Below are 24626 nucleotides of genomic sequence, written 5' to 3'. Positions count from 1 at the left end.
AGCGCCGGCGCCATCGCGCCATGGGCGGGAGACAGGTTTCATGCGGTTCGAGCGTCGCCTCACCACGGCCGGGCAATCCCCCTACGCCACCATCCCCTTCCGCAAGACCCTGAGCGAGATCCGCAATCCGGACGGCTCGGTGGTGTTCCGCCTGGAGGGCATCGAGGTCCCCGAGAGCTGGAGCCAGGTCGCCAGCGACGTGCTGGCCCAGAAGTATTTCCGCAAGGCCGGCGTGCCGGCCCGCCTGAGGAAGGTCGAGGAAAACGACGTCCCGTCGTTCCTGTGGCGCTCCGTCGCCGACGAGGCGGCTTTGGCCGAGGTGCCGGAGGCCGAGCGCTACGTTTCCGAGATCTCCTCGACGCAGGTGTTCGACCGCCTCGCCGGCTGCTGGACCTACTGGGGCTGGAAGGGCGGCTACTTCACCTCCGAGGAGGACGCCTCCGCGTTCCTCGACGAGCTGCGCTTCATGCTCGCCCGCCAGATGGTGGCGCCGAACTCGCCGCAATGGTTCAACACCGGCCTGCACTGGGCCTACGGCATCGATGGCCCGGCCCAGGGCCACTACTACGTCGATTACCGTTCCGGTGAGCTGACGAAGTCGGCCTCGTCCTACGAGCACCCGCAGCCGCATGCCTGCTTCATCCAGGGCGTACAGGACGACCTCGTCAACGAGGGCGGCATCATGGACCTGTGGGTCCGGGAGGCCCGCCTGTTCAAGTACGGCTCCGGCACCGGCTCCAACTTCTCCATGCTGCGCGGCGAGAACGAGAAACTCGGCGGCGGCGGCAAGTCGTCGGGTCTGATGAGCTTCCTCAAGATCGGCGACCGGGCCGCCGGCGCCATCAAGTCCGGCGGCACCACGCGCCGCGCCGCCAAGATGGTCATCGTCGACATCGACCACCCCGACATCGAGACCTACATCGACTGGAAGGTGAAGGAGGAGCAGAAGGTCGCCGCCCTGGTGACCGGCTCCAAGATCGTCTCCAAGCACCTCCAGGCGGTGATGAAGGCCTGCACCCAGTGCGAGGCGGAAGGGGACGCGTGCTTCGATCCCGAGCGCAACCCGGCCCTGAAGAAGGCCGTGAAGGCCGCCCGCAAGGACATGGTGCCGGATTCCTACACCAAGCGGGTGATCCAGTTCGCCAAGCAGGGCTTCACCAAGATCGAGTTCCCCGTCTACGACACCGACTGGGATTCGGAAGCCTACCTCACGGTGGCGGGCCAGAACTCCAACAATTCCGTCTCCCTCACCGACGACTTTTTGCGCGCGGTGGAGAACGACTCGGCGTGGGAGCTCAAGGCTCGCACCACGGGAAAAACCACGAAGACGCTGCCGGCGCGTGAGCTGTGGGACAAGATCGGAGAGGCCGCCTGGGCGTCGGCCGATCCGGGCCTGCACTTCAACACCACCATGAACGACTGGCACACCTGCCCGGCGGGCGGGCGCATCCGCGCCTCGAACCCGTGCTCGGAGTACATGTTCCTCGACGACACCGCCTGCAACCTGGCGTCGGCCAACCTGCTGACCATGTACGACCGGGCCACCAACCACTTCGACGTCGCCGCCTTCGAGCACCTCAACCGCCTCTGGACGGTGGTCCTCGAGATCTCGGTGATGATGGCGCAGTTCCCGTCGAAGGAGATCGCCGAACTCTCGTTCCGCTACCGGACCCTCGGCCTCGGCTACGCCAACATCGGCGGCCTGCTCATGAGCATGGGCCTGCCCTACGACTCGGATCAGGGCCGGGCACTGGCCGGATCGCTCACCGCGATCATGACCGGCGTGTCCTACGCCACCTCGGCCGAGATGGCCGGCGAACTCGGGGCCTTCCCGGCCTACGAGGAGAACGCCGATGCCATGCTCAAGGTGATCCGCAACCATCGCCGCGCCGCCTACGGCGAGGCCGAGGGCTACGAGTTCCTGTCGATCGCCCCGGTGCCGCTGGATCTGGCCAACATCCCGCAGGCCGACCTCGCCGACCGCGCCCGCCACGCCTGGGACCGCGCCCTGCAGCTCGGCGAGGAGCACGGGTTCCGCAATGCCCAGGCGACCGTGATCGCGCCCACCGGCACCATCGGCCTCGTCATGGATTGCGATACGACGGGCATCGAGCCCGACTTCGCCCTGGTGAAATTCAAGAAGCTCGCCGGCGGCGGCTACTTCAAAATCATCAACCGCGCCGTGCCGGACGCCCTGCGGACCCTCGGCTACCGCGAATCCGAGATCGCCGAGATCGAGGCCTACGCCGTCGGCCACGGCTCCATGGGCCAGTCCCCGGCCATCAACGCCGGGAGCCTGCGCGCCAAGGGGTTCACGGACGACAAGATCGCCGCCATCGAGGCCGGCCTGAAGCAGGCCTTCGACATCAAGTTCGTGTTCAACCGCTGGACCCTCGGCGACGCCTTCCTCACGGACGTCCTCAAGGTGCCCGCCGACAAGCTGTCCGACCCGGCCTTCGAGATCCTGCCGTTCCTCGGCTATTCGAAGAAGGACATCGAGGCCGCCAACACCCACATCTGCGGTGCCATGACCCTCGAGGGCGCCCCGTTCCTCAAGGTCGAGCACTACGCCGTGTTCGACTGCGCCAACCCGTGCGGCCGAATCGGCAAGCGCTACCTCTCGGTGGAGAGCCACATCCGCATGATGGCGGCGGCCCAGCCCTTCATCTCGGGCGCCATCTCCAAGACCATCAACATGCCCAACGACGCCACCGTCGAGGATTGTAAGAACGCCTACAAGCTGTCCTGGACCCTGGCCCTGAAGGCCAACGCCCTCTACCGCGACGGCTCCAAGCTGTCCCAGCCCCTGAACTCAGCCCTCATCGCCGACGAGGAGGAGGATGCCGAGGAGGCGATCGAGGCGCTCACCGCCCAGCCGGCCACGGCGAAGGCGGCCCAGCTCGCCGAAAAGATCGTCGAGCGGGTGATCGAGCGCGTCGAGCGCATCCGGTCCCGCGAAAAGCTGCCGGACCGGCGCAAGGGCTATACCCAGAAGGCCGTGGTCGGCGGCCACAAGGTGTATCTCCGCACCGGCGAGTACCATGACGGCCGCATCGGCGAGATCTTCATCGACATGCACAAGGAGGGCGCCGCCTTCCGCAGCCTGATGAACAACTTCGCCATCGCGATCTCCATCGGCCTCCAGTACGGCGTGCCCATGGAGGAATACGTCGACGCCTTCACCTTCACCCGGTTCGAGCCGGCGGGCTTCGTCCAGGGCAACGACGCCATCAAGAACGCCACCTCGATCCTCGACTACGTGTTTCGCGAGCTGGCGATCTCGTACCTGGGACGGATGGACCTCGCCCATGTCGACCCGTCCGAGATCGGCAACACGGTGATGGGCAAGGGCGAAGGCGAGGGCGCCCGCGGCGACAGGCAGTCCGACCCCGTCGCCGCCAACGTGGTCTCCCGCGGTCTTCTCCGCGGCTCGGCCGACCGTCTCACCCTGATCCAGGGCGGCCCGGCCGGCGGCACGGTCGGGGTCGGCGCGCCGAGCGCCGGCGTCTCGGCCCCGGCCGGCGGCGTGGTCCATGCCCTGCGCGGCGCCACGGCGCTGAAGGCGGAGCCGGTCCCGGCCGGACTCGCCGAGACCCTGGTCGAGGCACTGCCCTTCGCCAAACCCGAGCGCACGGTCTCCGACCGCCGCGCCGAGGCGAAGATGAAGGGCTATGTCGGCGAGGCCTGCCCGGAATGCGCGAACTTCACGCTGGTCCGCAACGGAACCTGCCTGAAGTGCGACACCTGCGGCTCGACCACCGGCTGCTCGTGATCGAAGCGCGGCCGCGCATGACGGCCGGCGACGTCCGCAAGATGACGCTTCGCTAGTCCGCACGAAACCAGCAGGCGAACGGATGGGCCGCTCCCCCGGGGCGGCCCATTCGTGTGAGCCGCCCGGGCGTCGAACCCGATCCCGGCAGGATGTTACGGACCGGCGGGTTCGCTGGAGGTCCGCCCCGGCGGGACGGCAGTCGCCGAACCCCCAGGCCGGTCCGCGTCGAGGCTACGGGCCGGCGATGAGCTCGCGGATGCGCGAGGCCAGGGCTTCCATCACGAAGGGCTTCGTCAGGACGGCCATGCCGGGGTCGAGGTGTCCGTTCCCGACGACGGCGTTCTCGGCGTAGCCGGTGATGAACAGCACCTTCAGGCCCGGCCGGCTGACCCGCGCCGCATCGGCGACCTGACGCCCGTTCATGCCGCCGGGGAGACCGACATCGGTCACCAGCAGGTCGATGCGCACGTTCGAGCGCAGGACCTTGAGACCCGCCGGGCCGTCGGCCGCCTCGATGGCGGTGTAGCCGAGATCCTCCAGGACCTCGGTCACCAGCATGCGGACGGTGGGCTCGTCGTCGACGATCAGCACGGTCTGCCCCTGCTCCGCCCGCGGCGCGTCGCCGAGGGAGCCCATGGGGTCGGCCTCCTCCGCGGCGCCGTAGTGGCGCGGGAGGTAGAGGCACATGGTCGTGCCGTCTCCGATCTCCGAGTAGATCCGGACGTGCCCCCCCGATTGCCGGACGAAGCCGTAGATCATCGACAGCCCGAGCCCGGTGCCCTGGCCGATAGGCTTGGTGGTGAAGAACGGGTCGAAGGCGCGCTCGATCACCTCGGGCGTCATGCCGGTGCCGGTGTCGGACACGCAGAGGGAGAGGTACTGGCCCGGGGGCAGGTCGCGTTCCTTGCCGCCCCGGTCGTCGAGCCACTTGTTGGCGGTCTCGATGGTGATGCGGCCGCCGTCCGGCATGGCGTCGCGGGCGTTGATGCACAGGTTCAGCAGGGCGTTCTCGAGCTGCGGCGGGTCGACCAGGGCCGGCCACAGGCCCGAGGCACCGACCACCTCGACGTGGACGGACGGCCCGACGGTGCGGCGGATGAGCTCCTCCATGCCGGCGATGAGGCCGTTCACGTTGGTGGGCTTCGGGTCGAGGGTCTGGCGCCGGGAGAAGGCCAGGAGCCGGTGGGTGAGGGCCGCGGCCCGTTTCGAGGCGCCCTGGGCGGCGTTGATGTAGCGGTCGAGGTCGGTCAGCCGGCCCTGCGCCATGCGGGTCTGCAGAAGCTCCAGGCTGCCCGAGATGCCGGCGAGCAGGTTGTTGAAGTCGTGGGCCAACCCCCCGGTCAATTGTCCGACCGCCTCCATCTTCTGCGATTGCCGGAGTTGCTCCTCGGCCCGGAGCAGGGCTTCCGCCTGCTCCTTCTCCGCCGTGACGTCCCGACCGACCGCGTTGATCAGGGTCTCGTCGGGACGCGTCGACCACGAGACCCAGCGATAGCTGCCATCCCGGTGGCGATAGCGGTTCTCGAACCGGGCCAGGGACTGGCCCTCCGACGAATTCCTGGCCCCGGCGATGGTCCGCTCGATGTCGTCGGGATGGAGCAGGTCGAACAGGGAGGTGCCGACCAGTTCGCCCTCGCGCCAGCCGAGCATCGCGGTCCAGGCCGGGTTGACCGCGACGATCCGGCCGTCGAAGGCGCAGCGGAGCATGATGTCCGTCGACAACTGCCACAGGGCGTTGCGGTCGGTGGTCCGCTCGGCGACCTGCCGTTCGAGGGTCGCGTTCAGGGCCGCGAGCTCGGCGGCCTGGGACCGACGCTCGTCGATGTCGGTGTTGGTGCCGACCCACTGGACGATGGCGCCGTCCGGGGACCTGACCGGTTCGGCGCGGACCAGGAACCAGCGATAGGCGCCATCGAATCGCCGGATACGGAACTCGGTCTCGTACACCGCGCCGGTGGCGAGGGACTCGGCCCAGGCCTCCCCGGCCGGCGGGAGATCGTCGGGATGGACGATGCGGCTCCATTCCGCGACGCCGTCCAGGGAGCCGGGTTCGGCGCCGGCATAGGCATAGGCCTGCGCGTTGAACCAGTAGAGATAACCGTCGGGCCGGGCCGCCCAGACCTGGTTCGGGATGGCCTGCGTGAGGATGCGGAACTGCTCCTCGCTGGTCCGCAGGGCCCGCTCCGAACGCAGGCGCTCCGTCGCCAGGCGGACCCGGCCGGCGACCTCGCGCATGAACGCGATCTCGCCCTCCGCCCAGGAGCGCGGCACCGCGTGGTTCGCGTAGAACAGGGCCACGGACGAGCCCTGCTCGACCAGGGGCATGTTGACGAACGCCGCGGCGCTGATGCTCTCCAGGGCGTCCGCGTTGGCCCGGGTGCGCGGGTCCGCCGACGCATCCGACACCACCGCGATCTCGCCCCGCTTGAGGTCCTCGATGTACGACCCGTAATCGCGGAACTGCAGGACGCCCGCGAGGCTGCGGATGCCGGGGGCGTTCCAGTCGCGCTCGATGGTGATGGTCTCGGCCACCGTGTCGATCACACCGTACCCGACCCGGCTCACCCCGAGGACGGTGCCGACCACCGCGCAGGCCGTGTGGGCGAGGGCGTCGGGGTCCTGAATGTCCCGAAGCCGGTCGTTCAGTTCGAGGAGCGTCGTGCGTCGCTTCTCCTCTTCCCGCCGGGCCAGATCGGCCTCGGCGCGTTCGGTCACCTCGCGGACGATGCCGACGGCGCGCACGCATCGACCCTGATCGTCGAAAATGCCCCGCCCCTTGGAGGCGAGCCAGCGCACGACCCCGTCCTCCCGCCCGACGATGCGGTACTCGATGTCCAACGCCGCCCGGAGGGTGGGATCGAGCATGGCGGCGAGGGCCGCCATCGTCGCCGCCCGGTCCTCGGGATGCAGTGTCTCGACGAAGGTCGTCAGGTCGTAGGCCGCATTCGGCGAGAGGCCGAACATCGGTTGGGTTCGGGGCGACCAGATCAGGGTATCGGTGACCGCGTCCAAGTCCCAGGTCCCGATCTCCGCTGCCTCGGTGGCGAGGCGCAGGACCGTCTCGCTGAACTGCAGGCGGTCGGCGCTGGCGGCCCGTTCGGCGGTCAGGGCATCGTTCCTGCCCCTGAGGGCGGTCAGTTGCCCCATGTCGGCGGTGACGTCGTACTGGCTCGCGAAGAAGTAGGCGACCTCACCCCGGGCATCCAGGACCGGCGCCAGGAGCAGCTGGTTCCAGAAGGTGGTCCCGTCCTTGCGGTAGTTCAGGAGCGCCAAATCGATGCCGCGCCGCTCGGTGACGGCGTCCCGGATGCGGGCGACGTCCCGCGGGTCCGTGTCCGGACCCTGGAGGAAGCGGCAATTGTGCCCGAGGATCTCGTCCGGGGCGTAGCCCGTCAGCCGCCCGAACGCCGCGTTGGCGAAGATGATCGGATTGTCGTGCTGCCGGGGGTCCGTGATGATCATCGGCATGCGGGTGGCACGCACGGCGGCGGCGAACGGATCGGTGAGCCCGTCGCCGCCCGCGATTTCCGAAAGGATGCGGTCCGTATCGATCCGGACGATTTCGGAGGACGGCCGGGATGTCGGGTCCGGAGGGGTGAGACTTTTCACGCTGGTCGCTTTCACCGGCCTTGCCGCCCCATCTCGAACGCGTGGCGACAACCGCGCCTCGGCTCGACCGAGCGGACGGTCCGCCCGCGCTTTCCGCCGGCCTAGACGATTCCGCAAAATCCCGGAAGGCATGGGCGTCGCGTCAGGACCTTCCGGATGCCCGACCCGTCGAATGACGGGTCGAAAAGATCCCCGATGCCGTGCGCGTCATGCGGCGTGCTGGATCGCGGCCACCACCTCGGACGCGCTGTAGGGCTTGGGCACGAAAAGGCCGTGGTCGGGAACTTCCCGGTCGGCGAGGCGCTGGCGCCCGGAGGTCAGGATCAGACGGATCTCCGGCCACGCCTCGTAGACGCGTTCGGCCAAGGTCACCCCGCACATGGAGCCCGGCATGTCGACATCGGTGAAAAGCACACCGATGTCCGACCGCCGGTGCAGGACCGACCAGGCCTCGTCGGCATGACGTGCCTCCACCACGCCGAACCCGGCGTCTTCGAGCATCTCGACGGCACAGAACCGTACGAGATCATCGTCCTCGACGACGAGGACGAGCGATGTTTCCGGGGAGCGCTTCATCGTCATGGCGTCCCAACAGGCAAGCCGGGGATGAGTTGCCGGTGCCGAACGTGATTGTGAAATGAGCGCGTCCGGCCCCGTCACGGTCATCCCACTTGCCCCGGGCGCGGAGCAAATTCCCGGACGGCGGGTTTCCATTCCCGGTGATGCGCCCGGTGATGCGGCAGGCGTCGCCGAGGCTCCGGATAGACCTAGGGAATGCATGGCCGCCGATACCACGCCGACCGAGTACGAGTGGACACTCGCGAGCTTCACCGAAACCATCCACCGGGGCGGCGTCGCCCTGTGGGCATGGTCGCCGAGCCGGCGGTTGGCCCAACTCGACGACCTGTGCCGGGAGTTCTGGGGCACCTCCAAGACCGTCGTTCCCATCGACGAACTTTTTGAGAAGGTGTGCGCCGAGGATCGGCACGGAATGATGCGCGACTGGGATGCGAGCGCGACCGATCCGGGACCCTACAGCTTCGACTTCCGCATCGGGGACGGTGCCGACGCCCGCTGGATCTCGGCACGCGGCGTCGGCGGCGACGCCGGTCAGGTCGGCGAATGGGTGCAGGCCATCTTCCTCGACATCACCGACCGCAAGCGCGCCGAGGAGGCAGAGCACCTTCTGACCGCGGAACTCGAGCACCGGGTCTCGAACATGTTCACCGTGGCCCGGGCGCTCACCGCCATCGTCGCCCGGGACGCCAAGTCGACGCCCAACTTCGCCGAGGATCTCTCCCGGCGGTTCGGCGTCCTGCATGAGGCGACGAGCCTGGCGACGCGCTCGCACAGGCACGACCAGGGTGACGTCAGGCTGCAGGATCTCGCCGAACGGATCCTGTCCCCCTACGGCGATGGAGCCAACATCAGCATCGCGATCGACGCAAGCGCGACCGTGCCCCCGGACCGGGTCAACGATTACGCCATGATCTTCCACGAACTCGCCACCAACTCGGCCAAGTACGGGGCCCTCTCGGGGGGCGGAACCCTGAGGCTGCAGGGTCGCGCCGATGGGCGCGAGATGCGGCTGACCTGGAAGGAAGGCGTGGCTCCGACCAAGGCCGACAAGGCCGACGGGACCGGCTTCGGCTCCCGCCTCCTGCGGCAGACCATCGAACGGAGCCTGCGCGGCCGCTTCCAGCGCAGCATCGACGGGAGCGGACTGCACTTCGAGATGGTGGTCCCGACGGAATAGGGGGCGCATGCCCCGGCGGGGTCGTGGGGATGACACCGGCACGACCGGCCACGCCGGCCGATCGTAGTTGCGAACACCGGGGAGACCGCGGCTCCCCCGGTGTCCGCGATGGCTACGCGGCCCTGGCGGTGACCTTGGCGAAGGTGCCCGTCGCGATCTGGTCTTCGAGCTGCGCCTTGAAGTCCGCGATGCCGAGGACCTGGACGGGGTGGCCCGCCTCGTCGAGGAACTCGTAGAGGGCGTCCTCGATGTTGCGGTTGCTGAAGAACACGATGGCATCCTCGTCGCCGCCCCCCTCCATGTGCGGATCGCCGTTGGCGACGCCCGAGACGTAGCTGCCCGTCGGACGGATTTCCTTCAGGGTTCCGTCCTCGCGGTAGAACCGGAGCTCCCCCTGCATCACCAGGGTCACGTAGGGGCTCTTGTGCCGATGCAGCATCACCCGCTGGTTCGCCGCGAACTTGAACACCACGTCGACGATGCGGTTCTCCTCGTCGACCTTGTAGACGAAGAACGCGATGTGCGGGAGCCAATCCAGGGTCCGCCAGGTGATGTTGCTTTCGTCGAACAGATGGTTGGGCATCTGGTTTCCTCCGGTTCCCACGTCCGACCGGTTTGCGGCCGGCGCACGGCTTTCCGCCGCGTCACGGAGGGTAAGGTAGGGGCGAGGCGCCCGGCGGCGAATCGACGATCCCGGGGCCGGTCGCTCGGGTGTTCCGGCCCGGGCCCGACCGGCGTGCCGTCGGACGACGCCGGAGGCGCGTGGTCGAGCAGGCGACCGTGCCCTCGAGGTTCGGGGTTCAGGCCGTGCGGCCGACCGGGGCCTGCCGCGCTCGCGCCACCGTCAACCACACGGCCGATACGAGAAAGTAGAAGGCGCCGAACGCGGCGTAGGGCGCGATGTCCCTGATCCCCGGCGTCGCGGCACCCGTCGCCTGTTTGAGGAAGAAGCCGCCGGCGAGGGCCGATTGCGCCCCGCTCAGGACCATCGCCCACTGGGCACCGGCCTTCCAGCGACGCAGGCCGGTGGCGAGTTGCAGCAGCCCGGAGAGAATGGCCCAGGCCCCGAACACCGCCACGACCGCGTGGGGACCCTGCCCGAGCGCGACGGCGACCGCGACCGCGGTGACGACGCTCACGGCTGCATTGCCGGCCTGGCTGGGATTGGACCTGAGGCCGCCGCTGCGCCGCGCATCGAGGAGATTGGCCGCCGCATCCCATGCCGGGTAGGCGACCAGCAGGATGGCGATGCCCGCCGGCAGGCCCTCGCCGAGGGTGAACGCGGCTGCGACCCAGGCGGCGGCAACCCCGGCCCGCAGGACATAATAAAACCTCAGCCAGCGTGCGTCGGTGTGGTGTGTCATCTCTTTGTCCTCAACTGTAGAAATGCCGTGACCCCGTCGGGCCGCCGTGACGGCGGATCGGCAGACCCGTCGATCATGCGGGGAGAGGCCGGGATGGAGATCCGATCCCGCGAAAAAGGGCTGTTTCCCCATGGGGATGCGCCCCTCCATGGCGGTCTGAGTACAGCCCCCGATCGGCCGGTGACATGACGGAAACCCGGGAGAACTTGACCGATCTTCCGGATGATGGTCCGCGCGGTGCAGCAACGGACGATCTGCTCTCACACGTCCTGGCGCAGATCCGCCTCACCGGGGACCATGTCGATTCCCGGACCGTCGCGCAGTCGGAGCGGCTGAATCTGGAGGCTGGGGCGGCCCATATCCTCATCGTCGCCGAGGGCGCGCTCCACGTCGGTGCGGGCGACCTCGGACCCGTCTCCATCGACACGGGCGATCTCGTGCTCCTGCCCCGCGGCCCGGGCGCATCGCGCCTCGTGGCGTCCGGGGGCGACGCGCGGGTCATCGTCTGCCGGTTCCGCTTCGACCCCTACAGCCTGCGGGGCATGATCTCCGCCCTGCCGCGCTGCCTCCACATCCAGCGTGCCCAGGGTGCGGAATGGCTCGACGGCATGGTCCACTTCATGATGCGCGAAACCGTCGACGCGCAGCCCGGCGCGGCCCTGATGATCTCCCGAATCATCGATCTGCTCGTCATCCGCACGCTTCGGACCTGGGTCCACCTCGGGCATACGTCAGGGTGGTTGGGCGGCCTGTCCGATGCGCGCATCGCGCGGGCGCTCAAGGTCATGCACAGGAGACCGACGCAACCCTGGAGCCTCGACGCGTTGGCCGAGGTCGCCGGCATGTCCCGTTCGAGCTTCGCCGAGCGGTTCACCGAACTCGGCGGCCGGGCACCGCTGCGCTACCAGAACGAATGGCGGCTCGGCCTCGCCCGCGACATGCTGAGGCGGCGCGACGCGCGCGTCGGCGAGATCGGGCTCCGGGTCGGCTACGAGTCCGAGGCCGCGTTCAGTCGCGCCTACAAGGCGTTGTTCGGACATTCGCCGCGCGACGAAGCGTGAGATCGCCGCAGGTTCCCGCTCCGGGCACACCGGGTCAGCGGGCGTTCCGCGAAAACCCCTTGGTCCGAAGCGTGATGCGCGTCAGCTCGGACGGAGGACCCAGCCTCAGGGCGAAGCCCGGCCACAGCCCCGTGCCGTTGTTGACGTAGAGGGTCATCCCGCCGACCGCGTAGGCGCCCGAGACGAACCCGTTGTTCGCCCGTGCCACCAGGCGGTCGAGGCCCCGGATCATCCCGCCATGCGTATGCCCGGAGAGCTGCAGGGCCACGCCCCGCGCGGCCGCCCGGCCCGCATCCCTCGGCTGATGGTCGAGGAGAACGATGGGGACGTTCGGCGGCGCACCGGCCAGGGCCGCATCGAGGTCGTGGACCGGCTGGCCGGACTGCGACGCCGACAGGTCGGTGACGCCGGCCAGCACCACGGCATCGGCACCGCGCCGCAGGAGCGTATGCCGGTTTTCGAGCACGCCCATGCCGAGCCCGGCATAGTGACGCATCCACGCCGCGTATTCGAAGAAGTATTCGTGGTTGCCGGGGATCACCCAGACGCCGTCCGGGGCATGCAGCCCGCGCAGGGGCGCCACGTCGGCGCGCCGCGATGCCAGGGACCCGTCGATGAGGTCGCCGGTGACCACGACGAGGTCGACGCCGAGGGCGTTGGACCGCGCCACCACCTCCCGCGCCCATGCCTCCGGAAACAGGCGGCTGAGATGCAGGTCCGTGAGTTGGAGCAGGGTGTAGCCGTCGAAGCCGGCCGGAAGGTCGGCGATCTCGACGGTGACGTCCTTGAGCGGCGGCACCCGCACGGCCTGCTGCACCGCCACCGCCGCCAGGAGCATGGCCAGGGCCGCCTCGGCGTAGCGCCACCCGGTGGGAATCGCCCAGCCGCCACCGGGCAGGAGCTTCGAGGCCAGGGCCGCGACGTCGAGGGTGAGCTGCATGGCCGCCAGGAGGACGATCGCGCCGAAGGCCCAGTTGAACAGCACGATCAGCCCGCGCGGGAATTCGGGCGCGAACACCGAGCCGGACGAGAGGCGGCTCCACAGGTGATACTGCGACGCGATCAGCAGGAGGATCGCGACGATCGCCTTCACGGCGAGCGGCCAGGGCAGCGGCCACAGCACCCGGGTGACGACGTACAGGCAGGGCAGGCCGAAGATCAGGTGGAACATGCTCGCAGTTCGGCGACGGTGGACGACCGGTACGGGGCCGATCCGGCTCCCGGATCGCCCGAGGCCCTATCACCGACCGCGTGCCGAGGGATGCGTCGATCCACTTCCACGGCGCCGTCAGGTGCCGCCGAGCACACCCGCACGCGTGGTCGACGGTGTCCGCCCATCCGGGTCGCGCGGCCCGCCCGGTGACGAGAATCCGCATGGACGACCGGATTTGGTTTATCCTGTTCGGGGTCGGGCTTGTTCGGGGTCGGGCTTGCCCGGCCGATCACCTGCACCGGCCCGCGGCGGCTCTCGACCAAGCCGGCATCGGTGACCTGGGTCACAGCCGGTCCGACCGGTGATCCATACCCTCGTCGCCACTGAACAAAACCCGTCCGGCATCACCGTGAGGAAGCACAGGCTTTCGACGGGCCAGGGCGAAACATCGGGAGACACCATGCGCCGCCTCGCCCCCCTTCTGCTCGCCACCGTCCTTCTGGCCGCCCCGGCCCATGCCGAGCAGGATCTGCTGCTGGGCGCCGACATGGGCTCGGCCGCGATGACGACGGCCGAAATGACCCGCGGCGATGTGGAGGCGCTGATCGCCGAGGCGGACGGCAAGCCCATCGACCTCAGCGACAGGGCCCTCGCCGGCCTCGACCTGTCCGGCCTGAACCTCAGGGGCGCGAACCTGCGCACCGCCCGCCTCAACAAGGCCAACCTGCGCGGCGCCGACCTGACCGGGGCGAACCTGGAGCAGGCCTGGTTCATCAAAGCCGACCTCTCGGGGGCCAAGCTCGTCGGCGCCAAGATGTTCGGCATCACCGCGCGCGACGCCAACCTCAGCGGGGCCGACCTCAGCCGCTCCATGCCCATCGGCGACTTCAAGGGCGCCAACATGGCCGGGGCGACCCTGGTCGACCTCAAGGGCGGCGCCGACATCAAGAACCAGTCCATGGGTCTGATGCGGGCCGTGTTCGTCTCGGTGAACCTCAAGGGCGCCAACCTGAAGGGGGCGAACCTCGGGCGCTCGCGCCTGGAATACGCCGACCTCACCGACGCCGACCTCACCGACGTGGTGCTGATGGGCTCGGACCTGTCCGGAGCGAACCTCACCGGCGCGACCGTGTCGGGCGCCGACTTCAAGAACGTCGACGTCAGCGGCGCCCGCCTCGTCTCCCTCAAGGGCCAGGACAGCGCCAAGGACTGGTCGTCCCGCGTGAACGTCGACCGCGCCATCACGCAGTCGACCGACTGACCCTCGTCGCCCCGCATGGACGCCCCATCGGGTGTCGGATGCGGAGCGCCTCGCGCTCCATCGTACCGGCGAGCCGGGGATCGGCGGCGACCGGGAACGCCTGCGGTCCCGGTCCATTGCCTTCGGGCGATGGGTGGGGGCGAAGTGAGGTGGCGGTCGTGCGTAAGCTGATCCTGAGGGCGATGACGTGAGTGGCTCGACCGAGGTCGTGCTGGCGGGCGGGACCGGGGGTCTCGGCCTGCGGATCGCGCGGGCGCTTCGGCAACGCGGTGCGGGCGTGAAGGCGGTTGTGCGGCGCGGCACGGCGGCCGATCGGGTCTCGGCCCTGCGGACGTCCGGGGTGCGCGTTGTCGAGATCGACCTCGACGACCTGTCTCAGGTGACGGCGGCCTGCGTCGGCACGGACTGCGTCGTGTCGGCCCTGAACGGGCTGCGTCCGACGATCCTCGGCACGCAGTCGGTGCTTCTGCAGGCCGCCGTCGCGGCTGGGGTGCCCCGGTTCATCCCCTCGGACTTCTCCCTGGACTTTTCGCGGACGCCCCCGGGGTCGAACCGCAACATGGACCTGCGACGGGAATTCGCGAAAACCCTCGACGGGGCGCCGATCCGGGCGACGTCGATCCTCAACGGCGCCTTCATGGACATGCTGACCGGGCAGGCGCCGTTCATCTTGTTCGGTCCGCGGCGGGTGATCCACTGGGGCGATGTGGACGAGGCCGTCGACTTCACGACGATGGACGACGTGGCGGCCTACACGGCGGCCGCGGCGATGGACCCGACCACGCCGCGGTGGCTGCGGATCGCCGGCGAGGTGACGAGCCCGCGCGGCCTGGCGGCGGCGGCAAGCGACGTTGTGGGCAAGCCGTTCAGGACCTTTCGGGTGGGCGGCATCGGGATGCTGGAGGCGATGATCAAACTCGCCCGGCTCGTGGCGCCCGGAAAGGGCGAGGTCTTCCCGCCGTGGCAGAGCATGCAGTACATGCGGGACATGTACAGCGGCGACGGCAAGCTCGGCCCCCTCGACAACGACCGGTATCCCGGGATGCCATGGACCGGGGTGCGGGAGGTGCTCGCGATGCGGTGACGGGGGCGGTGCGCCTGAGCCCGCGTATCGGCGACCCAGGAAGCGAAGGCGGCCGTTGCCGAAACGACCGCACCGGCGCGAAACGACGGCATCGGCCGGGTCAGGACCGGCGCCCCTGCCGCGCCAGGCCCGCGCGCAGCGCCCGCGCGACCTGGCGGGCCGAGTAGGGTTTGCGAACGAGGTCGAACCCGTGGGTGTCGTCCCGCGCCAGCACGTCGCTGTATCCGGTGGTGAGGATCACCGGCATCCCCGGGTGCTGCGCTCGCAGGCGCCGTCCGAGCTCGACGCCGCCCATGCCCGGCATCACCACGTCGGAGAACACCGCGTCGAAGCGGGACGGGTCCCGCTCCATCTCGACCAGCGCCGCCTCGGCGTTGTGGGCCCAGACCGTGGTATGGCCGAGATCTTCCAGGAGCTGCATGCAGAAGCGCCCGACCTCGAGGTTGTCCTCGACCACGAGAACCCGCAGGCCGGGTTCCCCGGTCCGCTCCTCGGGCGCATCCCCGTCCCGCGCCTCCGCCCGCCCGGGTGCGTCGACCTCGGGCAGGTAGAGGGTGAAGTGCGTGCCGCGCCCCACCGCGCTCGTCACGTCGACGTCGCCGCCGGACTGCTTGGCGAAGCCGATGACCTGGCTGAGGCCGAGGCCGGTGCCCTTGCCCACGGCCTTCGTCGTGAAGAAGGGTTCGAAGATCCGCGCTAGCAGGTCCGGGGCGATGCCGGCGCCCCCGTCCGCAACGGACAGGGCCACGAAGGGCGCGGAGGCGGGGGCATGGCCACGGATGGCGGGAAGGCCGACCCCGCAGGCGAGCGTCAGGGTCAGCGTGCCCTCGCCGTCCATGGCGTCGCGCGCGTTCACCACCAGGTTGACCAGGGCGGTCTCGAACTGGCTCGGGTCGCACCGCACGTGGCAGGGCTGCGCCGGCACCTCGGTGACGATGCGAATCCGGGCCCCCGTCACCGCATTCAGCATGTCCGAGACGCTGCGGAGGCGCGCGCCGACCTCGAACACCACGGGCGTCAACGCCTGCCGACGGGCGAAGGACAGCAGCTGGCTCGTCAGCTTAGCGGCCCGGTCGACGGTGTCGCTGACCGCCGCGAGGTAGCGGGTGCGGCGCTCGTCGGCGAGGTCGGGCCGCTGCAGGAACTCGACGGACGAGCGGATGATGGTCAGCAAATTGTTGAAGTCGTGGGCCACGCCCCCGGTGAGCTGACCTACGGCCTCCATCTTCTGCGCGTGGTGCAGGGCCTCCTCGGCCCGCGCGAGCCGCTCCTGGGCGCGAATCCGCTCCGAGATGTCCTGGGCGTACTGGAAGGCCCCGATGCGCCGCCCGTCCGGATCGCGCAGGGTCGTGAACTTGAGCTCGTAGCAGGGCCGCTTCCGGTCCGGGTCGCCGAACTCCTCGACGACGGTGAACTCCTCGCCGGCCAGGGCCCGTCCCCAGGTCGCCCGCACGGGATCGGCCAGTTCGGGTCGGTGGGACAGGAGGCCGAGGATGTCGTCGCCCAGATGCGGCCGGACGCCGAACACGGCCTCGAACTCCTCGACCCAGGCCCGGTTGGCGGCCAGGAGCCGGAAGTCGGTGTCGAGGGCGCCGACGAGGGCGTCGGTGGTCTCGAACACGTCGGCCCAGAGCTTGCGCTGGACGAGGACCTCCTCGACGCGCCGCTCCAGGGTCTCGTTCACCTCGCGCAGGCGCGCTTCGGCGAGCTTCTTGTCGTGGACATCCTCGACCACCCCGTACCAGCGCACGATGGCCCCGCCCGCGTTCCGGCGGGGCCGGGCCCGGGCCCGCATCCAGCGATACCCGCCGGTGGCCGCCATGCGCAGGCGATAGTCCACGTCCACCGGCTCGCCGGACGGCAGGCAGGCCGCGAACACCGTCAGGGTCCCCGCCACGTCGTCCGGATGCAGGGCCGCGATCCAGCCGGAGCCGTCCGGTTCGCCCGGCGCCTGCCCGGTGAGGTCGAGCCAGCGCTTGGAGTAGGAGGTGATGTTCCCGTCCGGGTCGCAGGTCCACGGCACCTGCGGGTTGAGTTCGACCGTCTGGCGGAAGTGCTCCTCGCTCTCCCGGAGCGCCCGGTCGCCGAGGACGCGCGCCGTGGTCTCGTTGGTGAAGATGAACAGGCCGGCGACGGCGCCGTCGCGGTCGAGCACCCGCGAGTAGGAGAACGAGAACCAGGTGTCGGCGGCACCCCGGTCGGTGCCGAGCTTCCAGGGCAGGTCGTCGAAGCGCCGGCTGCGGCCCGCGAAGGCGTCGTCGATGATCGGCTTGGCCTGGTCCCAGGCATCGGCCCAGACCACGTCGAAGCGCTCGCCCATCGCCCAGGCCAGCCGCGGGCCGAGCAAGGGGAAATACGCGTCGTTGAAGAAGAAGTGCAGGTCCGGACCCCAGGTCAGGATCATGCTCTCGGGCGAATTCAGCACGAGGCTGAGGGCCGTCCGGAACTCCGGGGACCAGGTCTCCGGCGGTCCGAGGGGATGCCCGGTCCAGTCGCGCCCGCGGATCATGCGGGCGGCCTCGCCGCCGCCCGCCAGGAAGGCCAGGCCGTCGCTCACCCGGTCACGCTCCGGCGGCGGTGCGCGGAGGCACGGCGACGCCCGGCGTCTCGGAGATCCCAGGAACGACAGGTCTGCGGAGGGGCATGGGGGCGTGTGGCTTTCGATGTCCGAACTTGCAACGCGGTGACCTGCCGCAAGGCTGCTCCTCCCGAGGGTCGGACGCGGAACGGATGTTTTCGGTGGGACGCGCGATCCCGAACGGGTTCGACGCCGGGTGTGTTCCAGCGCCGGGGACGCGGTCTCGGACCGGGGCGCTGCGCGGACGACCGGTCCGACGAGACCGTTCCGAAGTCCTTCCGATGTCGTCCCGGACGTCCGACGACGATTCAGCGTCGAGAGGTACGGGTCGATCATGGCTCGACAAGAAGAGGTGCCCGCGCGCCGAGCGTCCTTTGCCGCCGCAGGGACGGAAATCCAGGGGTCACCCCCCGCGTTGCATCGGACAACGCACAGGCATCCCCGCCGTCCGACCGAATTGTGGGATGTCGCCGAATTGTATTGCTTTCCGCAAGGCGCGCCCCTACCCGGAATACATGACGGCTGGCGGGGTCTGCGATTGAAAAAGCCCCTCGCCATCCGGATCGACGCCGACCTCCTGGCGGCGACGCGGGATTGTGCCCGCCGTGACCACCGGACCCTCACCAACTTCATCGAGACCGCCCTGCGGCGGCGCGTCGACGAGATGATGGGCGATGCCCCCGAACCGGACACGGCGACGAGCAAGGGACGCAAGGCGTGACGGCAGAGGCATCCATCCAGACCGTGCTGGCGAAGGCCCCCACCGGCATCTCCGGCTTCGACGACGTGACCTTCGGCGGCCTTCCCACCGGGCGTCCGACCCTGGTCTGCGGCGGCGCCGGCTGCGGCAAGACCCTGTTCGCGGTCACCTTCCTGGTGAACGGTGCCACTGAGTTCGGCGAGCCAGGCGTGTTCATGAGCTTCGAGGAGCGGGCGGAGGACCTGTCCGCCAACGTCGCCTCCCTCGGCTACGACCTCGACGGTCTGGTGGCGGACGGCAGACTCGCCATCGACTACGTCCGCGTCGAGCGCAGCGAGATCGAGGAGACCGGCGAGTACGACCTCGAAGGCCTGTTCATCCGGCTCGGCCACGCCGTCGATACCATCGGCGCCAAGCGCGTGGTCCTCGACACCATCGAGACGCTGTTCGCCGGCCTGAGCGACGCCGCCATCCTGCGGGCCGAGCTCCGGCGCCTGTTCGGCTGGCTCAAGGACCGCGGCCTGACCACGGTGATCACCGGCGAGCGCGGCGACGGCGGCCTGACCCGCCAGGGACTGGAGGAATACGTCTCCGACTGCGTGATCCTGCTCGACAACCGGGTCGAGGACCAGATCACCACCCGGCGCCTGCGCGTCGTCAAGTACCGCGGCTCCGCCCACGGCACCAACGAGTATCCCTTCCTCATCGACGCGGACGGCATCAGCGTCCTGCCCGTCACCTCGGCCGACCTCGATTACGGCACCTCCGACGACATCGTCCCGACCGGCATCGCCGGCCTCGACGCCATGCTGAGCCCGGGCGGGTTCTTCCGCGGGTCCAGCATCCTGATCTCCGGCGTCGCCGGCACCGGCAAGACCACCATCAGCTCCTACATGGTCGATGCCGCCTGCGCCCGCGGCGAGCGGGCGATGTCGTTTGTGTTCGAGGAGAGCGGCGCCCAGATCTGCCGCAACGCCCGCTCGGTCGGCCTCGACCTGTCCCAGCACGTCGAGGCCGGGCTCCTGCGGTTCGAGGCGGCCCGGCCGACCCTCTACGGCCTGGAGACCCACCTCGCCCGGATGCACCGCGACATCGAGCGGTTCGACCCGAGCCTCGTCGTCATCGACCCGATCTCGGCGCTGCGGGGGCCGGCGACCGAATTGCAGGCCACCCTCCTGCGCATGGTCGACATGCTGAAGAGCCGCGGCATCACGGCGGTGTTCACCAGCCTGCGCACGGACGGGGGCTTCGACGAGCGCGGCGACCTCGGCCTGTCGTCGCTCATGGATGCCTGGATCAAGCTGCTCGACATCGAGGCCAACGGCGAGCGCTCGCGCACCCTCTACGTGATCAAGGCCCGGGGCATGAGCCACTCGAACCAGGTGCGCGAGTTCCAGATGTCCGCCGCCGGCGTCAGGCTCGTCGACGCCTATGTCGGACCGGCGGGCGTCCTCACGGGGACCGCACGGGTCGTGCAGGAGGCGCGCGAGCAGGCCGAGACCCTCCGGCGTGCGCAGGAAAGCGACCGGCGCAAGCGCGAGGTCGTCCGGCGGCGCGAGGCCATCGAGCGCCAATTGGCCGAGCTGCGCGCCAGCCTCGAAGTCGCGGAGGAGGAAGAGGCCGTCCTGCTCGGCGAGGACGAGAGCCGCGAGGCCCTCCTGGCGACGGAGCGCCGGGCCATCACCCAACGGCGGAGCGCTGCGGAATGAGCCAGGACACGAGCGGCCCGGCCGTGGACCCGTCCACCGGCGCCGAGATCGACGGCGGCCCCTACCACATGCGCCTGTACGTGGCCGGCCAGACCACGAAGTCCATGGCGGCGATGGCGAACCTCAGGCGGATCTGCGAGGAGCACCTGCCCGGGCGCTACGACATCGAGGTCATCGACCTGCTGAAGAACCCGCAGCTCGCGGCGGGCGACCAGATCCTGGCCATCCCGACCCTCGTGCGTCGCCTGCCCGAGCCCCTGAAGCGGATCATCGGCGACCTGTCGAACACCGAGAAGGTCCTGGTCGGCCTCGACATCCGGCCTAAGGCCAAGGGAATTTGAGCCCGACCGTCCCCCCGGGCCCGCGCTACGTCCTGCGCCTGTTCGTGGCCGGCATGACCCCGCGTTCGCGCCGGGCCATCGAGAACCTGCGGCGCATCTGCGACGGCTCCCTGTCGGGGCGGGTCGATCTGGAAACCATCGACATCTACCAGCAGCCCCATCTGGCCGAGGTGCATCAGGTCGTGGCCGCCCCGACCCTGCTCCGGCTGGAGCCGCTGCCCGTCCGCCGTCTCATCGGCGACCTCTCGGACGAGGCCCGTGTCCTTCGCGGCCTCGAGATCCAACCCGTATCCGATCCCGGACGCGATGAGCGCTGAGCCCCTGCCGGACGATTCCGACCTGAGCGCATCCGAGGTTCGGGTGCTGCTCCGCGACGCGCGCCTGAGGCTGCACGAGGCGGAAGAGACGGTGGCGGCGATCCGGCGCGGCGACTTCGACGCGGTCGTGGTCGAGGGTCCGGAGGGCCGGCGCTACCTCTACACCCTGGAGGACGCGGACAGGCCCTACCGGGTGCTGATCGAGCAGATCCAGGAGGGCGCCTTCACCCTCGGCGCCGACGGCACCGTGCTCTACTGCAACCTCCGCCTCGCCGAGATGCTCGGCGTGCCGCAGGAACGCGTCACCGGCCTCGCCCTGCAATCGTTCGTCCTCCCCGACGACCGGCCCGCCTTCATGCGCCTCCTCGCGGGCGCCTCGGAGGGCGTCGTGCGCGGCGAGATCACCCTGAGGGCCGCGGCGGGGGCGGGGCTTCCGGTCAACCTGTCCCTCAGCCAGCTCCACCGCGAGGAGGTCACCCCCCTTCTCTGCGGCGTGCTCACCGACCTGAGCGAGCAGCGCCTGCACCTGCGCGACCTCGCCGACGCCAACGACCGCCTCCGGACCGAGGGGGCGGAACGCGAGCGGATCGAGGAAGTCCTCCGGCAGGCCCAGAAGATGGAGGCCGTCGGCCAGCTCACCGGCGGCATCGCGCACGACTTCAACAACCTCCTGACCATCATCAAGTCGTCGACGGACCTGCTGCGGCGCCCGGACCTCGCCGAGGACCGGCGCCGGAAATACGTCGACGCCATCGCCGACACCGTCGACCGGGCCGCCAAGCTCACGGGCCAGCTCCTGTCCTTCGCCCGGCGGCAATCCCTCACGCCCGAGGTGTTCGACGTCAACGAGCGGGTCGTCCGCATCACCGACATGCTCGGCACCATCGTGGGCGCCCGCATCCGGATCGAGTCCGTCGCATTCGACGGGCCGTGCCGCGTCGAGGCCGACACCAGCCAGTTCGAGACCGCGCTCGTGAACCTGGCGGTGAACGCCCGCGACGCCATGGAGGGGGAGGGCAGCCTGCGGCTGCGCGTGCATTGCGGCGCCGCGATGCCCGGAATCCGGACCCACCGCGCCGATCCGGGGTCGTTCGTCGCCGTCTCCGTCTCCGACACGGGCTGCGGCATCCCCCCGGACCGCATCGGCCGCATCTTCGAGCCGTTCTTCACCACCAAGGCCGTCGGCAAGGGCACTGGCCTCGGCCTGTCCCAGGTGTTCGGCTTCGCCAAGCAGTCGGGCGGGAACGTCGACGTGGCGAGCGTCGTCGGCCACGGCACCACCTTCACCCTGTACCTGCCGCACGTGACCCGCGACGCCCCCGAGGCGGAGGCCGGCGAACGGGCCCCGGTCAGCATGGCCTCCGACGCGGGCGGCGGCCGGCGCGTGCTCGTCGTCGAGGACAACGCCGAGGTCGGGGCCTTCTCGACCCAGCTCCTGCGGGACCTCGGCTACGAGACCACCTGGGCCGCGAGCGCCGAGGAGGCCGTCGCGATCCTGGACGCCGGCGCGGGACGCTTCGACGTGGTGTTCACGGACGTGGTCATGCCGGGCATGAACGGGGTCGAGCTCGGACGCCTCATCCGCGGACGCTGGCGGCACCTGCCGGTGATCCTCACCAGCGGATACAGCCACGTCCTCGCCGAGGACGGGCGCCACGGCTTCGACCTGCTGCGCAAGCCCTACGCCGTCGAGGAGCTGTCGCGGGTGCTGCGCAAGGTGGTCGGAGAACGCCCCGGCGGAGCGGGCGGAACGCCCCCGGCGTAGCTGAGACGACGGGCCCGGCGTCGCCGCATCGTCCCCGGATCGGGCCGCGACGGCACCACGCACCGCCATCCCCAGGCCGATCGGCAACCGATGTCCGGTCCGCCGGTTGCCCCTGCGGGCCCCCTCGAGTGGCCCGGACGGGAGACGGTCTTGCTTGAGGACGATGAGGCGAGACAGGTCCGACCCGATCCGGGCGTGCTCCTTGCCGCGGTCGAGGCGACGGGCGAGGCCATCCTCATCACCTCGGCCGAACTCGACGAGCCCGGACCGCGGATCGAGTACGCCAATCCGGCCTTCACCCGCATGACCGGCTACGCGACCCGCGAGATCCTGGGCCGTTCCCCCCGCTTCCTCCAGGGCCCCCTGACCGACCGGGCCGTGCTCGACGGGATGCGGGCCGCCTTCCTCGCCGGGGAGCCGTTCCGGGGCGAGGCGGTCAACTACCGCAAGGACGGCACGACCTACGTCGTCGAGTGGCTGATCACCCCCCTGCGCGACGCGGACGGCCGCATCACCCGCTGGGTCTCGACCCAGCGGGACATCACCGACCGGCGCGCCGCCGAGGACCGCCAGGCCCTCATGGTCCGGGAACTCCACCACCGGGTGAAGAACACGCTGGCGACCGTCCAGGCCATCCTCAACGCCAGTCTCCGCTCGGCCGGGGGCCTGGCCGAGTTCCGCCGAGCCTTCACCAACCGGATCGCGTCCCTCGCCCGGACGCACGCCCTCATCACCGAGGATGCCGGCCAGGCCGCCACCTTCGAGGAACTCCTGCGGACCGTGCTGGAGGCCTACGACGAGCCGGGACGCCGGCGGGTGATCCTCGACGGCCCGAGGGTCCTGCTGTCGTCCGATCAGGCGGTGCCCCTGGGGATGGCCCTGCACGAACTGTCCACCAACGCGGTCCGGCACGGGGCGCTGGCCAGCCCGGCCGGCCGGCTCGACGTGCGCTGGTCCCTGGAGGACCGCTCCGGAGAGGACCGTCCCACGGGGCGGGTCCTGCGCTGGACGTGGAGCGAACGCGGCGGATCGCCCGTCTCGCCGCCGGCGCGCGAGGGCTTCGGCTCCCAGCTCCTCAACCGCGTACTGAAGCTGCAGGTCGGCGCGGAGGTCGACGTCGCCTTCGAACCGGATGGCCTGAGCGTCACCGTCACGCTTCCGCTTCCGGACCGGGGATAGGCGGCCGGACCACCCGCCCACCGGCGCCGGCCGGTCGTGACCATATGACAAAAAACGGCAAAGGTCGGATTGTGGCTCGAAATGGCCTGTGGCATAGGCCGACGACGCTCAACGCGCCGCCGGCCGCGAACCCTCCATCCCATGTCGAGCCATCCCCCCCATCCCTTCGAGGGCAACCTGCTCCTGTCCGCCCTCGCCCCCCGGGACGCGGCGCTGCTGGAGCCGCACGTCGTGCGCCGGGACCATCCCCGCGGGGACACGCTCTTCGAGGTGGACGAGGACGTCTCGCACGTCACGTTTCCCCTCGACCGGACCGTGGCGACCCTCGTCGTGCCCCTGAGCGGGGACAGGACCGTCGAGACCGCCACCGTCGGGCACGAGGGCGCCATCGGCGGCGTGGTCAGCCAGGGCTACCTGCCCGCCTTCACCCGGTGCGTGGTCCTCGTCGAGGGCTCGGCCCTGCGCATGGACGCCGACCGCCTGCGGCAGGCCAAGCAGGACTCGCCGACCCTGAACGACCTGTTCGTGCGCTACGCCGACTGCATGCTCGCCCAGGTCCTGCAGTCGGTGGCCTGCAACGCCGGCCACCCCATCGAGCAGCGCGTGCTGCGCTGGCTGCTGGGCCTGCAGGATCGCCTCGGGACCGACACCCTGCCGGTCACCCAGGCGGTGCTGGGCAACATGCTCGGGGTCGGACGCTCCCACATGACCGGGGTGCTCGCCGGCCTTCAGCGCCGCGGCCTGATCCATCTCGGCCACGGCCGCATCCACATGCTCGACCGCGCGCGGACGGAAGCGGCCTGCTGCGACTGCCATGCCCGGGTCCGCCGCCATTTCCGGACCGTGCTCGGGGCCGTCTACGCGCCGGACGGCGAGATCGTCGCCGTCGAGGCCACGGAGCCCTGGACGCCGCCGCGCCCACGCGCCGAGGCCATCGTTCCGGACGTCCGGGGCGTATCCCGATGACCGCGTTCCTC

Annotated in this window: 18 protein-coding genes; 12 read left to right on the top strand and 6 right to left on the bottom strand. The window is 70.1% G+C overall.

Features of this window, described 5'->3' with window-relative positions; translation table 11 throughout:
* Nucleotides 1-40 precede the first annotated feature (40 nt).
* Nucleotides 41-3772, top strand: a complete 3732-nt coding sequence (locus ASF28_RS12910) for a vitamin B12-dependent ribonucleotide reductase (RefSeq protein WP_056092987.1) — start codon at nt 41-43, stop codon at nt 3770-3772.
* A gap of 231 nt (nt 3773-4003) precedes the next feature.
* Here ASF28_RS12910 and ASF28_RS12905 read toward each other — a convergent pair whose 3' ends face one another.
* Together ASF28_RS12905 and ASF28_RS12900 are read right to left on the bottom strand one after the other, a co-directional pair.
* Nucleotides 4004-7381, bottom strand: coding sequence for a PAS domain-containing protein (locus ASF28_RS12905; protein ID WP_244475004.1), 3378 nt, complete (start codon nt 7379-7381; stop codon nt 4004-4006).
* 207 nt (nt 7382-7588) lie between these two features.
* The gene (locus tag ASF28_RS12900; RefSeq protein ID WP_056092984.1) at nt 7589-7963 is read right to left on the bottom strand and encodes a response regulator; all 375 of its coding nucleotides are present in this window, start codon (nt 7961-7963) and stop codon (nt 7589-7591) included.
* 196 nt (nt 7964-8159) lie between these two features.
* On the opposite strand from ASF28_RS12900, the gene ASF28_RS12895 reads away from it, so the two are divergent.
* Nucleotides 8160-9137 (top strand): sensor histidine kinase, encoded by a 978-nt coding sequence (locus ASF28_RS12895; protein WP_056092981.1) that lies wholly within the window; start codon nt 8160-8162, stop codon nt 9135-9137.
* A 112-nt stretch (nt 9138-9249) separates the two neighbouring features.
* Here ASF28_RS12895 and ASF28_RS12890 read toward each other — a convergent pair whose 3' ends face one another.
* Both ASF28_RS12890 and ASF28_RS12885 read right to left on the bottom strand, forming a co-directional pair.
* Nucleotides 9250-9720, bottom strand: coding sequence for a hypothetical protein (locus ASF28_RS12890; RefSeq protein ID WP_056092978.1), 471 nt, complete (start codon nt 9718-9720; stop codon nt 9250-9252).
* Nucleotides 9721-9937: 217 nt separating this feature from the next.
* A complete protein-coding gene (locus ASF28_RS12885; RefSeq protein WP_056092975.1) occupies nt 9938-10501 on the bottom strand; it encodes a DUF308 domain-containing protein in 564 nt (187 codons plus the stop codon).
* A 185-nt stretch (nt 10502-10686) separates the two neighbouring features.
* On the opposite strand from ASF28_RS12885, the gene ASF28_RS12880 reads away from it, so the two are divergent.
* Nucleotides 10687-11562, top strand: a complete 876-nt coding sequence (locus ASF28_RS12880; protein WP_056092971.1) for an AraC family transcriptional regulator — start codon at nt 10687-10689, stop codon at nt 11560-11562.
* 34 nt (nt 11563-11596) lie between these two features.
* Here the strand turns inward: ASF28_RS12880 and ASF28_RS12875 are convergent, their stop codons facing one another.
* Nucleotides 11597-12733: a metallophosphoesterase gene (locus ASF28_RS12875; protein WP_056092968.1), complete on the bottom strand. Its 1137-nt coding sequence runs from the start codon at nt 12731-12733 to the stop codon at nt 11597-11599.
* Nucleotides 12734-13175: 442 nt separating this feature from the next.
* Here ASF28_RS12875 and ASF28_RS12870 point away from each other — a divergent pair, with 442 nt between their 5' ends.
* The gene (locus tag ASF28_RS12870; protein WP_056092966.1) at nt 13176-13976 is read left to right on the top strand and encodes a pentapeptide repeat-containing protein; all 801 of its coding nucleotides are present in this window, start codon (nt 13176-13178) and stop codon (nt 13974-13976) included.
* A 187-nt stretch (nt 13977-14163) separates the two neighbouring features.
* Nucleotides 14164-15060, top strand: a complete 897-nt coding sequence (locus ASF28_RS12865; RefSeq protein WP_056092962.1) for an NmrA family NAD(P)-binding protein — start codon at nt 14164-14166, stop codon at nt 15058-15060.
* 100 nt (nt 15061-15160) lie between these two features.
* Here ASF28_RS12865 and ASF28_RS12860 read toward each other — a convergent pair whose 3' ends face one another.
* A complete protein-coding gene (locus ASF28_RS12860) occupies nt 15161-17617 on the bottom strand; it encodes a PAS domain-containing protein (RefSeq protein ID WP_056092959.1) in 2457 nt (818 codons plus the stop codon).
* A gap of 559 nt (nt 17618-18176) precedes the next feature.
* Between ASF28_RS12860 and ASF28_RS12855 the strand changes: the two genes are divergently transcribed.
* From ASF28_RS12855 to ASF28_RS12825, 7 genes are all read left to right on the top strand, one after another.
* Entirely contained in the window at nt 18177-18359 is a 183-nt protein-coding gene (locus ASF28_RS12855) for a hypothetical protein (protein WP_056092956.1), read from the top strand.
* Nucleotides 18356-20047 carry a circadian clock protein KaiC gene (gene kaiC / locus ASF28_RS12850; protein ID WP_056092953.1) on the top strand — a complete coding sequence of 564 codons (1692 nt, stop codon included), beginning with the start codon at nt 18356-18358 and terminating at the stop codon, nt 20045-20047. Before ASF28_RS12855 ends, kaiC begins: the two co-directional genes overlap by 4 nt.
* Nucleotides 20048-20115: 68 nt before the next feature.
* The gene (locus ASF28_RS12845) at nt 20116-20388 is read left to right on the top strand and encodes a circadian clock KaiB family protein (RefSeq protein ID WP_338011694.1); all 273 of its coding nucleotides are present in this window, start codon (nt 20116-20118) and stop codon (nt 20386-20388) included.
* Nucleotides 20385-20705, top strand: a complete 321-nt coding sequence (locus ASF28_RS12840) for a circadian clock KaiB family protein (protein ID WP_056092949.1) — start codon at nt 20385-20387, stop codon at nt 20703-20705. The genes ASF28_RS12845 and ASF28_RS12840 overlap by 4 nt, the downstream gene beginning before the upstream one ends.
* The gene (locus ASF28_RS12835; protein ID WP_056092946.1) at nt 20695-22470 is read left to right on the top strand and encodes a PAS domain-containing sensor histidine kinase; all 1776 of its coding nucleotides are present in this window, start codon (nt 20695-20697) and stop codon (nt 22468-22470) included. Before ASF28_RS12840 ends, ASF28_RS12835 begins: the two co-directional genes overlap by 11 nt.
* A gap of 195 nt (nt 22471-22665) precedes the next feature.
* Nucleotides 22666-23649, top strand: a complete 984-nt coding sequence (locus tag ASF28_RS12830) for an HWE histidine kinase domain-containing protein (protein WP_244475003.1) — start codon at nt 22666-22668, stop codon at nt 23647-23649.
* A gap of 141 nt (nt 23650-23790) precedes the next feature.
* Nucleotides 23791-24615, top strand: a complete 825-nt coding sequence (locus tag ASF28_RS12825; RefSeq protein ID WP_056092940.1) for a Crp/Fnr family transcriptional regulator — start codon at nt 23791-23793, stop codon at nt 24613-24615.
* The last annotated feature ends 11 nt before the right edge of the window (nt 24616-24626 follow it).

The organism is Methylobacterium sp. Leaf99, assembly GCF_001422375.1.
GTDB lineage: Bacteria > Pseudomonadota > Alphaproteobacteria > Rhizobiales > Beijerinckiaceae > Methylobacterium.
This window is presented reverse-complemented; position numbering and strand designations above follow the sequence as displayed.